Here is a 13,196-nt window from a genome sequence, read left to right as displayed (position 1 = left end):
CAATTCTCAAGCCCTGCCAGCCGCCTCGGCCAGCATCATTGCGCCGGTAATTCCGGCATCGCTGCCGAGCCGCGGGCGGATCACGCGGTGACGGGCGGTGCCGGGCAGGTAGCCTGCATCAAGCGCACGGGCGCGTTCGGCCACCCGCTCGACCAGCCCTGGCGTGTTCGCCACGCCGCCGCCGATTACGACCTCCGCGACCGCTACACTGGCGAACAGCGTGTGGCAGGCCTGTGCGATATAGTCGGCGATGATTGCGTGGCCGGGGTGATCGGTAGGGAGAAGCGAAAGGGAGCTCCCCCAACGCGCCATGATCGCCGGGCCGCTGGCGAGCCCTTCGAGGCAATCGCCGTGGCTCGGGCAGGCGCCGGGAAAGTCGCGATCGTCCGGGTGACGGCGCGGGTAGATATGGCCGACTTCCGGGTGAGCGATGCCGTGGACCGGCTGGCCATCCAGCACCAACCCGCCGCCGATCCCGGTGCCGACGGTGAGGTAGGCGAGGCTTCCGCCCGTCGACCCGGAGGCGGCATGTTCGGCCAAAGCGGCCGCGTTGACATCGGTATCGAACCCCACCGGCACGCCCAGCGCTCTGGCGAAATAGCCGGCGATGTCGCAGTCGGCCCACCCCGGCTTGGGAGTGGTGGTGATGAAGCCCCAGCGCGGCGAGGTGCGATCCAGTTCAACCGGGCCGAAGCTGCCGATGCCGAGCGCGGTGATCCCGCCCTGCCCCGCGAGCCATCCTGCCGCCTCGGCCAGCGTGGTCGCAGGATCGCGGGTCGGGATGGTGTGGCGCGCGGTGATCCGGTCAGGCGAGGGGCCAACCGCCAGCACGAATTTGGTGCCGCCCGCCTCAATCGCGCCCAGCATCAGGCGACCTGCTCTGCCGCGTGGACAGTCGCCCGGTCGCCATCAAGCGCCAGCCGGAGCAAGGGCGCGGGGACGCCGCCAAAACTGCCATCGGGCAGCACATCGACAAAGCTACAAACCGTCAACGAGGCGTCGACGAACCAGCTATAAGTCTGCAACGGCCGGTCAACGGGATTGGCGAGCACCAGTCCCGTTCCGTTCAACGGCCGCCACGGGCCTGTCATGCTGTCTGCCACCATTCCGTACAATCCCCCCGGCGCATGGCGCAGATCGGGCGCGAAGGTCGCGGTCTGCGTCGACCAGAAGGCGTAGTAATGTTTCGCGTGATACACCAGATGAGCGCGTTCCAACTCGTTGTTGACGCCCTCCGCATGGAGGCAAGGCGGCATCAGGATCCATCCGTTGGCGCCCTTCAGCGCCAAGCCGAACGCCCCGTTGAACGCACTGCCAGACCCGGCAAGCGAAGCGGTGAAGGCGAGGTATTCACCGCCGTCAGCCGGATCGCAGAAATAGGCCGGATCGCGGAACGCCTTGATCTTTCCGGCCTCACCCTCATGCGCATCGGCAGGCATGTAATGCGGGCCATATCCCGTCACCAGCGGGGTAGGAAACGACCATTCGCCGGGCCAGCCATCCGCACCCAGCGGCGCGCTGGCCGACCACAATTCCTGCTGGTAGCCCCCGGCCTTCTCCGCGGTTCCGGCGGCGGTGAAGAACAGCGTGACCACGCCCTGATCGAGCAGCGCGGAGCCTGCCCATTCGCGTTCATAGGGGACGGCACGATCGGGCAAGACTGGGCCACGATCATGCCAGGCCCCGCCACGCCGCTCGATCCAATGGATCTTCGCCTCGAAATGGCGGAGCGCCGGATCGCCGCGATCGGGCGCAGTGAGCGCCATCCACAGCTCCCGCCCAGCAACCAGCGTGCGCGCGCCGTGCGCGTCCTGCACCGGCCACATGTCCCAGTAGAGCCGCCCGGCATCCAGACCCGAACGATCAGGCACCACCACCGGCGGAATGACGCCGCCCTGCCCCGGCTTAATCCGGCCCACGTGATCGGCTGTCCAGGCGCTCGTCATGGCGGCAATCTATCCCAATTCGTGCAACAAGAAACAGGCTGGCCGCCGGGGAGAATGGCGGCCAGCCCGTGTGCTTCCGGTGAGGCTCCTAGAAGTCGAACCGCACCGAAGCGAGTACCGTGCGTCCGGCAATCGAGCGCGCCCGCACGATGCCATTGGCGGGGATCGAACCTTCTTCCGCCTCGGTAAAGCCGGTGGCGTTGAACAGGTTCTGCGCGTTCAGACCCACCTCGATCCGCTCGATCGGGCGGAAGGCCAGGAAGGCGTTCACCTGCGCAAAGGCGGGCAGCACCAGATCGTTGTTGTCCTGCGTGAAGCTTTCGGTGGTGCCGACCACGTTGGCGCCGATGGTGAACATGTCGGCGTCATATTGGGCGGTCGCCTGATAGACCAGGTCGGCCTGACGGCGCGGGGTGTTGCCGATGGTATTGGCCGCCAGCGCGTCGACGATCTCCGCATCGGTCCAGGTGGCCCCGGCCGACAGCGTGAACGGCCCAGTGCGATAAGAACCTTCCAGTTCGATCCCGTAGGCTTCGTATTCGGTGTCGAACAGTTCCAGCGGAGCGAGCTCCACGTTGGTTTCCGCCGTCTTGGCGAAGAAGCCGGTGGCGAACAGCGACAGGCCATTGGCCTGATATTTCAGCCCCAATTCCAGCTGATCGACCGAGGCAACCACGCCCTGATCGCCGCCCGGCAGGCTGCCATCGACCGCGCTGACCGCAGGCGAGAACAGGCTGCGATCCGCCGTGTGGCGGCCGCCCTGGCTGTAGCGGACGAACACGCCCAGATCGTCGGTCACAAGGTAGTTCGCGCCCAGCGAGAAGCTGAAGTAATCGAACTCGTAATTGACGGGGCGCGCATTGCCGAGCGGCAGGATCGCGGTCTGCGCTTCGGCGGGGCTGATCGTCCCGTTGCGGTCGAAATCGAAGCTGCCGATGCCGGTGCCGAAGCCGCTGTCCGATCCGGTGATCGTCCCGCTGGCATCGCCGTAATCGTACCGGATCGAGGCATCGATCGTCAGGCGGTCCAGCTCCAGCGAGAGCGAGGCGAAGGGCGCGTAGGTGCTGTAATCGACGTCATAGTTCCGGCGACAGCAATTGCCGAAGAAGCTGGCGCTGTAACCCACGGTGCCGTTCTGCGTGACGAGGTTGCCGCCGGCATTGCGGATGTCGACCAAGACGGCTTGCCCGTCGCCCTGAATGGTCTGCACGTGGCTGGTCCACAGCCAGTCGGTATTGATCGTCTGGCGCGACAGGTAGAAGCCGCTGGTGAAGTTGGCCGTGCCGCCACCGATGTCGAACGCCTTGTTGACGCGGAAATCATTGGTGACGTTGTCGAGGCTGTTCATACGGACGTTGAACACCACGATATTGGCGAGGAGCCCATTGCCACCGATGGTCGAAGCATTGGCGGCTTGTCCGGCGTTCGGCCCGCTGGCGAAAACGATACTGGAACCCGCGCCGCCGATGCCATTGGCAATGTTCTGCGCCGTGTCCGCACCCGCCGGGAAGGGCGACTGGAAGCTGCCCGAATTGTCGGCGAAGCGGAACCGGTTGGTCAGCGTCCAGCCGCCACCCACATCAATCTCGCTCTCGATCCCGAAGGCGAGGCTTTGCACCGACAGGCCATCGCGGAAATCGTAGCTTGTCGGGTTGTTGTTGCCGTCGAGCGACTGGGCCGGCGTGAGGAATGGGCTGTAAAGCGATGCGGTGCGCGGATCGAAGCCCGCGATCGCCTGATAATCGGGGTTGCCGCCGCTGCCCGCCACCCGCACAGGCTGCGGCAGGATGGTGGGGGTGCGGTCGTCGAGATACTTGGCGTGGAAGCGGATGTAGCCGCCGTCGAATTCCTTGGTGATGTTGGCCTTGATCTGGCCGCCGTCATAGCCGTTGTAGCCGATGTCGCGCGGGCCTTCCCCGGTGCGGTAGAAGCCGCCGACGTGGAAGTAGAGATCGTCCGCCAGCGGCGCGCCGTAATCGAAATCGAGCCGGTAGCTTTCGAAATCGAGGCCGACAGAGCCCTGGATCGCGCCACCTTCCTGCTCGCCGGTCTTGGAGATGAAGTTGATCACCGCACCCGGGGCGTTCGACGCGAAGGTCGAGGCCGAACCGCCGCGCACGGCTTCAACGCGGGCAACCGAGCGGTCAGCGCGCAGGAAGTTATCGGCATTGCCGAAGATGATGTCGCCGAATTCGAGGATCGGCAGGCCGTCTTCCTGAAGCTGGATATAGCGCGCGCCGCCGGTCGAAACGGGAATACCGCGCACCGCGATATTGGCGTTGCCCTCCCCGCCCGAGGCTTCCGAGCGGATGCCGGGGATCTGGCGGATCAGGTCAGCCGAAGACGGCGCGGCAAGGTTGGCGATCGCCTGCGAGCCGATGGTGCTGACCGAGACCGAGCTTTCGATCCGGTTCTGTCCGCGGGCCACAGCGGTGACGATGATTTCCTCGCCCTCGGTTTCGGTCGCGGCATCGGTGGCGGCAACATCCTGTGCCAGAGCCGGGCTCATCAGCAGGCTCGACACGGCTGCACTGGCGCAAAGCGCGGTACGCAATTTCATGGCTTTCTCTCCTCTCGGGTGCGCGCTTCTTTGGCGACGACGACGCAGACCTAACTTTCCTGCAAACGATTGCAACAGGAATCTTGCAATCGTTTGCAAATTGCGTGGAATCATGTCACTCCAAAACCACAGCGCGGCGACATGATCGTGCGGACTAGAGGATCGGACAGGCGGACATGATCGATAAGCCACGGCTTTCGTTGCTGCGAATCGTCGAAATGAACATCGGCTTCTTCGGCTTGCAGTTCAGCTTCGGACTGCAACAGGCCAATATGGGGCCGATCTACGGCTTCCTCGGCGCGGACGAGGCGACCATGCCGCTCCTGTGGCTGGCTGGCCCGATGACCGGGCTGCTGATCCAGCCGATTGTCGGCGCGATGAGCGATCGGACCAACACCCGGATGGGCCGCCGCACGCCCTACTTCCTGATCGGCGCGGTGATCTGCACGCTCTCGCTGTTCGCCATGCCCTATTCCAGCACCCTGTGGATGGCGGCCAGCCTGCTGTGGATTCTCGACGCGGGCAACAACATCACGATGGAGCCGTATCGCGCCTATGTGGCCGACCGGCTGGCGCCCGACCAACGCTCGACCGGCTTCCTCACCCAGAGTGCCTTTACCGGGCTTGCCCAGACCCTGTCATACCTTGCACCAAGCCTGCTGACCGCGGTCGTGGCGCGTGATGTGCTCGACGCGAACGGCATTCCGGTGATCGTGCGCATCGCCTTCGTGATCGGTGCGATCCTGTCGATCTCGACCATCGTGTGGTCGGTGTTCCGTGTGCCCGAGCTGCCGCTCGACGAGGCTGAACAGGCCGAACTTGCCGCCAAGCCCCTCACCGCCCGCGCGACCCTCGCTGAAATCCGCGATGCGATCCGCGAGATGCCGCGCCCGATGCGCCAGTTGGCAGGGGCGATGCTGTGCCAGTGGTACGCGATGTTCGCGTACTGGCAGTACATCACCTTTGCCGTGGGCCGCAGCATCTACAACACCAGCGATCCCGCCAGCGCCGCCTTCCGCGAAGCGACGCTGACCGCGCAGCAGGCGGGCGCCTTATACAACTTCATCGCCTTCCTCGGCGCGCTGGTGCTGATCCCGGTGGTCAAGCGCTTCGGTGCGCGCCATGTCCACGCGGTGTGCCTCGCCGCATCGGGTGCGGCGATGTTGCTGATTCCGGGAGCTTCGACCCCTGCCGCGCTGTTCGTGCTGATGCTCGGCATCGGGATCGGTTGGGCCGGGATGATGGGCAACACCTATGTCATGCTCGCCGATTGCATCCCGCCGCAGCGCAACGGGATCTACATGGGAATCTTCAACCTGTTCATCGTCATCCCGATGCTGATCCAGACGCTGACCATGCCGCTGATCTACCGCCCGCTGCTGGGCGGCGATCCGCGCCATGTGCTGATGCTCGGCGGCGTCTTGATGCTGGCGGGCGCGCTGGCTACGCTGCTGGTGGATGCGGGGCACAGACAGCCGCGCACACAGGGGCTGGCGACAAGCTGACGATGGACGAGGACAAGACCACCCGCGTGATGGTGCGCAACATCACCGATCTGGCGCGGCTGGCGGGCGTCTCCCCCGGCACGGTGAGCCGCGCGCTGGCGGGCAAGAGCCTTGTCAACACCAAGACCCGCGAGAAGATCGAAGCGCTCGCCCGCGAACACGGTTTCCGTCCCAACCAGATGGCGAGCGGATTGCGCCGTCAGAAGACCGGCGTGATCGGGGTGGTCATCCCGCTCGGCCATGACAGCCGCCAGCAAATCTCCGACAGCTTCTTCATGACCTTGCTCGGCCATCTCGCCGACGAGCTGACGCGCGAAGGCTATGACCTGATGCTGCGCCGCGTGGTGCCGGAGGACGATGCCGACTGGCTCGACCGGTTCATCGGTTCCGGCATGATCGACGGCGTGATCGTGATCGGCCAGTCCGACCAGTTCGACCGGATCGAAGATGTCGCCGACGGATACGGCCCGATGGTGGTGTGGGGCAACCACACCGAGGGCCAGCGGCATTGCGTGGTCGGCACCGACAACCGCCTGGGCGGCAGGTTGGCAGCCGAACGCCTGATCGCCGCCGGAGCCACCCGCCTCGCCTTTCTGGGTGACACCACCGCGATGGAATTCGCCGCCCGCTTTGCCGGGGCGCAGGACATTGCTGCGCGCATGGGCCTGCCGCCGATCATCACCCTGCCCACCCACCTGTCACCCGACCGCGCGAGCGAGGAGATCGCCCAGCACCTCGCCGCCCGCGCCAGCCAGATCGACGGGATCTTCGCCGCCACCGATACGCTTGCCGCGCTGTGCCTCACCGAACTGCGCGCCTGCGGGATCGCCGTGCCGGGTGACATGAAGCTCGCCGGGTTCGATGACCTCCCGATCGCCCGCCAGACCGTCCCCCCGCTCACCACCGTGCGGCAGGACATCGCGGCAGGCGCGCGCGGACTGGTCGATCTGCTGCTACGGCGGCTGGCGGGCGAGAAGACCGAAAGCCTCGTCCTGCCCCCGCAGCTCGTCGTGCGGGCCACGGCCTGAGGCTCTACGCCCGGTAGGCAAGCGCGCCTGCATGCGATAGGGACGCAGGCATGGACATGGCTGACCTCCTGCAACGCTATTTCGGCACCCGCGATCTCGACGCCGTATCCCCTGCCGCTCTGCCTGACGGGGTCGAACGGATGCGGGTCGATTTCGGCATGACGCAGGACCGCGGGCAGCGCTTTGCCTTGTGGACGCTGCTGATGGTGCTAGGCGATGTGCCCGATCTGGATGTCGCTTTCGCGCATGAGGAAGACCGCGAGGCCGCCCGCAATCTGATGGATATGCTGGCCGCCGCCGCACCAGAATAGGTATAGCGGAACGCCCGCGTAATTTAATTGCAAGCCAAACACCCCGAAACTGTGTAAGGGCCGCGCATCGACGCTCTGCGCGAGGTTGGCCTGGTGGCCCGATCCGCGCTCCGCTGTCCCCCTTGTCTCTCCGCCTGCCCCCTGTGGCGGCGCCCTTGTCTGAAAGCCTTCTCCCCATGCCATTTCCCCATATCGCCTCCGGCCTCGCCGAGGCCCTGGCCACACGCGGCTATGAAACGCTGACCCCGGTGCAGTCCGCTGTGCTCGAACCGGAAGCGCATGGCCGCGATCTGGTCGTCTCGGCGCAGACCGGCTCGGGCAAGACGGTCGCTTTCGGCCTCGCCTTTGCCGATCAGGTGCTGGACGAAGATGGCCGCGTGCGCCGCGCCTCCGGCCCGCTGGCGCTGGTGATTGCGCCGACGCGCGAACTGGCGCTGCAAGTCGCGCGCGAGCTTGATTGGCTCTACAAGTCGGCAGGGGCGCGCATCGCGACCTGTGTGGGCGGCATGAACCCGCAAGTCGAACGCCGCGCGCTGGCCGGCGGTGCTAGCATTGTGGTCGGCACCCCCGGTCGCTTGCGCGATCACCTGGAACGCGGAGCGCTCGACCTGTCGGCGCTGTCTGCCGTGGTGCTCGATGAAGCGGACGAAATGCTCGATATGGGCTTCCGCGAGGAGCTCGAAGAAATTCTCGATGCGACACCGGAAGAACGCCGCGTGCTGATGTTCTCGGCCACCATGCCGCGTCCGATCGAAGCGCTCGCCCGCCGCTACCAGCGCGATGCGCTGCGTATCCAGACCGGCGGCACCGAACGCGGGCATGGCGATATTGCCTATCAGGCGGTCACCGTCTCGCCTTCGGAGATCGAGAACGCCGTCATCAATCTGCTGCGCTTCCACGAAGCGGAAACCGCGATTCTGTTCTGCGCCACGCGCGACAATGTCCGCCACCTCCACGCGACCTTGCAGGAACGCGGCTTTGGTGTCGTCGCGCTGTCAGGCGAGCATTCGCAGCAGGAACGCAACCAGGCGCTCCAGGCCCTGCGCGATCGCCGCGCCCGCGTGTGCGTGGCCACCGATGTCGCCGCGCGCGGGATCGACCTGCCCTCGCTCAGCCTCGTCGTCCATGTGGAAATCCCGCGTGATGCCGAAACGCTCCAGCACCGTTCGGGCCGCACCGGGCGCGCGGGCAAGAAGGGCATCGCTGTCATCATCGTCCCATTCCCGCGCCGCCGGCGCGTGGAGTCGATGCTCCACCATGCCAAGATCAACGCCGAGTGGATCAATGCGCCCAGCCGCGAAGACATCATCGCGCAGGACCGGGTGCGATTGCTCGACAAGCTGATGCAGCCCGTCGACGTCACCGATGGTGACCGTGAGCTGGCCGACAAGCTGCTCGAAACCAAAAGCCCGCAGGAAATCGCGGCGATGCTGGTGCAGGCGCACCGCGCGTCGATGCCCGAGCCGGAAGAACTGCTGGCGCAATCCGTCGATGCCCAGCGCGCCGCGCAGAAGGATCGTCACCGCGAAGGGTTTGAGGATACGGTCTGGTTCCGGATGGATATCGGCCGCCGCCAGAACGCCGATCCGCGCTGGGTGATGCCGCTGATCTGTCGCCGCGGGCATATCACCCGCAACGAAATCGGCGCGATCCGGATTGCGCAGGCAGAGACCTATTTCCAGATCCCCCGTGCGATCGCCGGCAAGTTTGCCGAAGCCATCGCGGCAACGGCGGGGAGCGAGGAAAACGGCGGCTATGTCGCTATCGAGCAATCGAACGAGCCGCCGCGCATGGCCGCCCGCGAGAATGCGAAGCGCGGCAAGCCCAATGGCCCCGCCCCGCAGCGCCCGTTCAAGCCCAAGCCGGTTGGTCCGGGTGCCGCGCCCGGTGGTGGCTTTGCCAAGCCGAAGCATTTCGCCAAGGCCGGCGGCAAGCCGCAGGGCAAGTTCAAGGGCAAGCCCAAGGGTCGCGATTAAGCTCTGGGTGCTGGCCTACCAGCGGATCAGGCGGGGCACCATGATGCGGCCCAGCCCCGCCATCGCCAGTACCACCGTGCTGTGCCAGATGCCGATATGGACGATGTCATTGTCCGGGCAATGGAGCGAGAAAGCGAAAGTGCCGAACGCACCCGCCGCCACGCCTGCGACCAGCCCCGCGCGGTCCGGCGCGGTCGGCGCGCCGCGGCGCAGCCACAGCACCAGCATGGCGAACACCAGCAGCGATGCGGCGCCGCCAATGACAAAGCAATCAGTCCCATGATCCATACCCTGGGCCAGTGCCGCTTGACCGCCCCGGCTCAGCCCGACAATCACCCCTGCCAGCGGTAACAGCCCGGCCATCCCCGCCGCCCAGCGCCAGCCGCTGTGATCGCTGCCAACCTGCGGACGGCTCATCACCACCACCGTCACCGTCGCCGCCAAGGCAAGGCCGAGATAGAGACCGGTGCTGACGAGATGCATCGGGTTGACCACGCCCGCCGCGAGATCAGGCCTCAGGCCGAACCGCGCAATGACGATCAGGGTCGCCACCGTCGCAGACCCCAGCGCCAGCGCCATGCCTGCCCCGAAGCGCAGCGGCTTGACCGGTTCAAGACCGCCGACCAGCTCGGCAATCAGGGCTTCAGAATTACGCGGCATTGTCATTCTTTCTCAATCATATGGGCGAGCTTCTTGAGCCCCCGGTGAATGTTCACTTTGACGAGCGCTTCGCTCTGTCCGGTCGCGGCCGAGGCTTCAGCGATGCTCAACCCTTCGATTTTCACCAGCGCGATCGCGCGCTCCTGTGCGGGTGGCAGCAGACCGAGCAGCCTGTCCAGGCTGATGCGCGCGGCGACGGCGGGTTCGTCGTCCGTGCCGATCAGCTCCTCGCGCAGTTCATGCTCGTCAGCGCGGTACAGGCGGCGCAGGTGATCGACCCAGCGATAGCGCGCAATCGCCGCCAGCCAGGGCAGGAACGGGCGCGAGGGGTCCCACGATGCGCGCTTGGTGTGGAGCGCGATCAGCGTTTCCTGCACCAGATCGTCGAGGTGCGAGGGCGCGATCCGGCGGCTGTAATAGCCCCGCAGCCAGCGCTGACACGCCTCCAGCAGCGCGGCATAGGCCTGCTTGTCGCCGTGCTGCGAGAGCGCCATCAACCGGGCGAGCGAGGCTTCGTCGGCTCTCATGCCCGCCGGTTCGCGGCCGCGGTGCGGGCGGTTACAACGCCCACGAAAAAGCCCCGCCCTCGGATGGCCGAGAGCGGGGCGGTGTTCATGTGGGCCTGCGCCTCAACCGAGGGCGACGTGGCGCTTCATGTGGTGATCGACATTGCCGAACTCGCTGTCGAAGATCGTCAGGCGCTTAAAGTAGTGGCCGATGGCATATTCGTCGGTGACGCCGTTGCCGCCGTGGATTTGCACCGCTTCCTGCCCGATCAGCCGCGCCGATTGCCCGACACCCACCTTGGCGGCCGAGACCGCGCGCTTGCGCTCACGTTCGTCGGAACCGAGCCGCAGCGTGGCGAGATAGGTCAGCGAGACGGCGGTTTCATAGGCGGTGTACATATCGACCATGCGGTGCTGGAGCACCTGGAAGCTGCCGATCGGCACGCCGAACTGCTTGCGCTGGCGGCTGTATTCCACCGTCATCGCGTGGGCGACCTTCATCGCTCCGCAGGCCTCCGCACAGGTCGCGGCTATGGCTTCGTCGGTCACCAGCTCGATCAGTGCCAGCCCTTCACCCTCAGCGCCGATCAGCGCGTCAGCACCGACCGCGACGTTCTCGAAATAGACTTCCGCGGCGCGGCGGCCATCGACCGTCACATAGTCGCGGGTGGTGATCCCGGCCGAGTCCTTGGCGACGACGAACACCGAGACGCCCGAGCGATCCCGGCGCTCACCGCCGGTGCGGGCGGTGACGATCAGGTGGCTCGCCCAAGGCGCGCCAATGACCACCGCCTTGTGGCCGTTCAGCACATAGCCTGCGCCGTCCTTCTTGGCGGTGGTTTCCAGATCGGCATAGTCGAACCGCCCCTTGGGTTCGGCATAGGCGAAGGCGAACACGGAACTGCCCGCCACGATCCCGCCGATATGTTCTTCCTTCTGCGCCGCGGTGCCGCCGTGCTTCAGGAAGCCGCCCGCGCAGACCACGGTGGGGACGAAGGGCTCGACCACAAGGCCTTTGCCGAACTCTTCCATGATGACCATCGCATCGATTGCGCCGCCGCCAAAGCCGCCATCGGCTTCGCTGAACGGCATCCCGAGAATGCCGAGCTCGGCGAGCTGCGCCCAGACTTCCGGGCGCCAACCTTCGGCGCTGGCGATGGCCTTGCGCCGGGTTTCCCAGTCATACTGCTCACGCACCAGCCGCGACAGGCCATCGCGGACCATGTCCTGCTCTTCAGTGAAATTGAAATCCACGTATTCTCTCCCGTCGCTCGGCTCTTACAGGCCGAGGATCATCTTGGTGATGATGTTGCGCTGAATTTCGTTCGACCCGCCATAGATCGAAGTCTTGCGCATATTGAAGTAGGTCGCCGCCGCGTGCTGCGCGTGCGCCGGGCCGACGGCATATTCATTCGAGCCGGTATCGTTGGCGATGCTGCCGTAATAGGGCGCGCTGTAGGTGCCGACCGCTTCCAGCGTCAGTTCCGTGAGGCGCTGCTGGATTTCGGTGCCCTTGATCTTAAGGATCGAGCTTTCCGGCCCCGGCCCCTTGCCCGCCTGCTCTCCGGCCAGCGTGCGCAGTTCGGTGATTTCGAGCGCGGCGAGGTCGATTTCGAGCTGGCTCACCTTCTTGGCGAAGTCGAAATCCTTGATGAGCGGCTGGCCATCGAGCGTCTCGTTCGCGGCGATCTCGCGCAGCTTTTCGACGCCGCGCTTCGACCGGGCAACGCCAGCAATGCCGCTGCGTTCATGCGCGAGCAGGAACTTGGCATAGGTCCAGCCCTTGTTCTCGACCCCGACGAGGTTTTCGACCGGGACACGCACGTCGGTCAGCCAGGTCTCGTTGACCTCGTACCCGCCGTCCAGCAGCTTGATCGGCTTCACTTCCACGCCGGGGGTCTTCATGTCGACGAGGATGAAGCTGATGCCTTCCTGCGCCTTGGCGGTCGGATCGGTGCGGCACAGGAAGAAGCCCCAATCCGCGTGCTGGGCCAGCGTCGTCCAGGTCTTCTGGCCGTTGATCACATAGTGATCGCCGTCGCGCACCGCAGTGGTCTTGAGGCTGGCAAGGTCGGAGCCCGCGCCCGGTTCCGAGTATCCCTGACACCACCACACTTCGCCGCTGCGGATGCCGGGCAGGTGCTTGGCCTTCTGTTCTTCGTTGCCGAAGGTGTAGATCACCGGGCCGACCATCGACACGCCGAAGGGCAGCGGCATGAAGGTGTTGGCGCGGGCGTTTTCTTCCGACCAGATGTAGCGCTGGGTCGGGGTCCAGCCGGTGCCGCCATATTCGACCGGCCATGCGGGCACGGACCAGCCCTTGGCGCCGAGGATCTTGTGCCAGGCGACCATTTCCTCGCGGGTCATGTCTTCGCGCATCCCGAAATCGCCCAACTCCTTGGGGTGATTTTCGGCGATGAAAGCGCGGACTTCGTCGCGGAAGGCCTGTTCTTCGGGGGTGAATTCGAGGTTCATGGCGTGCTCTCTCCAGCAGATTGTCTGTGCTTTGCGATACGCTTTGTCACGCCCTGCGGACGCGGAAAAGAGGCAATTGCGCGAGGGCCCATCGCCGTAGCGGCAAGGAGGTGGGCAGATGCACCGCGGGCAGGCACCCGGGGCGCGAATCGCCGGGTTCTCCCTTTCGTCACCCCAGCGAAAGCTGGGGCCCAGGGCCACGAAGGACACTGCTTGCAGCCCCAGGTCC

At 65.7% G+C, this 13,196-nt stretch carries 11 protein-coding genes; 4 read left to right on the top strand and 7 right to left on the bottom strand.

Annotation, left to right across the window (positions count from 1 at the left end; translation table 11 throughout):
* Positions 1 to 6 precede the first annotated feature (6 nt).
* From GVM20_RS00940 to GVM20_RS00930, 3 genes are all read right to left on the bottom strand, one after another.
* Positions 7 to 867, bottom strand: coding sequence for an ROK family protein (locus GVM20_RS00940; RefSeq protein ID WP_166545426.1), 861 nt, complete (start codon positions 865 to 867; stop codon positions 7 to 9).
* Positions 867 to 1,946 carry a glycoside hydrolase family 68 protein gene (locus GVM20_RS00935; RefSeq protein WP_234031777.1) on the bottom strand — a complete coding sequence of 360 codons (1,080 nt, stop codon included), beginning with the start codon at positions 1,944 to 1,946 and terminating at the stop codon, positions 867 to 869. The genes GVM20_RS00940 and GVM20_RS00935 overlap by 1 nt, the downstream gene beginning before the upstream one ends.
* An 88-nt stretch (positions 1,947 to 2,034) precedes the next feature.
* Positions 2,035 to 4,506, bottom strand: coding sequence for a TonB-dependent receptor domain-containing protein (locus GVM20_RS00930; protein ID WP_166545425.1), 2,472 nt, complete (start codon positions 4,504 to 4,506; stop codon positions 2,035 to 2,037).
* A gap of 176 nt (positions 4,507 to 4,682) precedes the next feature.
* Here GVM20_RS00930 and GVM20_RS00925 point away from each other — a divergent pair, with 176 nt between their 5' ends.
* The 4 genes from GVM20_RS00925 to GVM20_RS00910 all read left to right on the top strand — a co-directional run bounded on the left by GVM20_RS00925 (position 4,683) and on the right by GVM20_RS00910 (position 9,326).
* The gene (locus GVM20_RS00925; protein ID WP_166545424.1) at positions 4,683 to 6,011 is read left to right on the top strand and encodes an MFS transporter; all 1,329 of its coding nucleotides are present in this window, start codon (positions 4,683 to 4,685) and stop codon (positions 6,009 to 6,011) included.
* Positions 6,012 to 6,013: 2 nt separating this feature from the next.
* Entirely contained in the window at positions 6,014 to 7,039 is a 1,026-nt protein-coding gene (locus GVM20_RS00920) for a LacI family DNA-binding transcriptional regulator (RefSeq protein WP_166545423.1), read from the top strand.
* A 50-nt stretch (positions 7,040 to 7,089) separates the two neighbouring features.
* The gene (locus GVM20_RS00915) at positions 7,090 to 7,350 is read left to right on the top strand and encodes a hypothetical protein (protein WP_166545422.1); all 261 of its coding nucleotides are present in this window, start codon (positions 7,090 to 7,092) and stop codon (positions 7,348 to 7,350) included.
* Positions 7,351 to 7,526: 176 nt separating this feature from the next.
* The gene (locus tag GVM20_RS00910) at positions 7,527 to 9,326 is read left to right on the top strand and encodes a DEAD/DEAH box helicase (RefSeq protein ID WP_166545421.1); all 1,800 of its coding nucleotides are present in this window, start codon (positions 7,527 to 7,529) and stop codon (positions 9,324 to 9,326) included.
* Between the two features lie 15 nt (positions 9,327 to 9,341).
* On the opposite strand, the gene GVM20_RS00905 is transcribed toward GVM20_RS00910, so the two are convergent.
* From GVM20_RS00905 to GVM20_RS00890, 4 genes are all read right to left on the bottom strand, one after another.
* Positions 9,342 to 9,986, bottom strand: a complete 645-nt coding sequence (locus tag GVM20_RS00905; RefSeq protein ID WP_166545420.1) for an NrsF family protein — start codon at positions 9,984 to 9,986, stop codon at positions 9,342 to 9,344.
* 2 nt (positions 9,987 to 9,988) lie between these two features.
* The gene (locus tag GVM20_RS00900; protein WP_166545419.1) at positions 9,989 to 10,513 is read right to left on the bottom strand and encodes a sigma-70 family RNA polymerase sigma factor; all 525 of its coding nucleotides are present in this window, start codon (positions 10,511 to 10,513) and stop codon (positions 9,989 to 9,991) included.
* Between the two features lie 102 nt (positions 10,514 to 10,615).
* The gene (locus GVM20_RS00895) at positions 10,616 to 11,746 is read right to left on the bottom strand and encodes an acyl-CoA dehydrogenase family protein (RefSeq protein ID WP_166545418.1); all 1,131 of its coding nucleotides are present in this window, start codon (positions 11,744 to 11,746) and stop codon (positions 10,616 to 10,618) included.
* Positions 11,747 to 11,770: 24 nt separating this feature from the next.
* Positions 11,771 to 12,967 (bottom strand): acyl-CoA dehydrogenase family protein, encoded by a 1,197-nt coding sequence (locus GVM20_RS00890; RefSeq protein WP_166545417.1) that lies wholly within the window; start codon positions 12,965 to 12,967, stop codon positions 11,771 to 11,773.
* Positions 12,968 to 13,196: the final 229 nt, after the last annotated feature.

The sequence above is a fragment of the Porphyrobacter sp. SLTP genome (genome assembly GCF_009905735.1).
Taxonomy (GTDB): Bacteria; Pseudomonadota; Alphaproteobacteria; order Sphingomonadales; family Sphingomonadaceae; genus Erythrobacter.
This window is presented reverse-complemented; position numbering and strand designations above follow the sequence as displayed.

Coding starts and splice junctions, on each gene's coding strand:
- GVM20_RS00925 (WP_166545424.1), top strand. CDS start 4,683: ATGATCGATAAGCCACGGCTTTCGTTGCTGCGAATCGTCGAAATGAAC.
- GVM20_RS00890 (WP_166545417.1), bottom strand. CDS start 12,967: ATGAACCTCGAATTCACCCCCGAAGAACAGGCCTTCCGCGACGAAGTC.
- GVM20_RS00915 (WP_166545422.1), top strand. CDS start 7,090: ATGGACATGGCTGACCTCCTGCAACGCTATTTCGGCACCCGCGATCTC.
- GVM20_RS00905 (WP_166545420.1), bottom strand. CDS start 9,986: ATGCCGCGTAATTCTGAAGCCCTGATTGCCGAGCTGGTCGGCGGTCTT.
- GVM20_RS00910 (WP_166545421.1), top strand. CDS start 7,527: ATGCCATTTCCCCATATCGCCTCCGGCCTCGCCGAGGCCCTGGCCACA.
- GVM20_RS00940 (WP_166545426.1), bottom strand. CDS start 867: ATGCTGGGCGCGATTGAGGCGGGCGGCACCAAATTCGTGCTGGCGGTT.
- GVM20_RS00930 (WP_166545425.1), bottom strand. CDS start 4,506: ATGAAATTGCGTACCGCGCTTTGCGCCAGTGCAGCCGTGTCGAGCCTG.
- GVM20_RS00900 (WP_166545419.1), bottom strand. CDS start 10,513: ATGAGAGCCGACGAAGCCTCGCTCGCCCGGTTGATGGCGCTCTCGCAG.
- GVM20_RS00935 (WP_234031777.1), bottom strand. CDS start 1,946: ATGACGAGCGCCTGGACAGCCGATCACGTGGGCCGGATTAAGCCGGGG.
- GVM20_RS00920 (WP_166545423.1), top strand. CDS start 6,014: ATGGACGAGGACAAGACCACCCGCGTGATGGTGCGCAACATCACCGAT.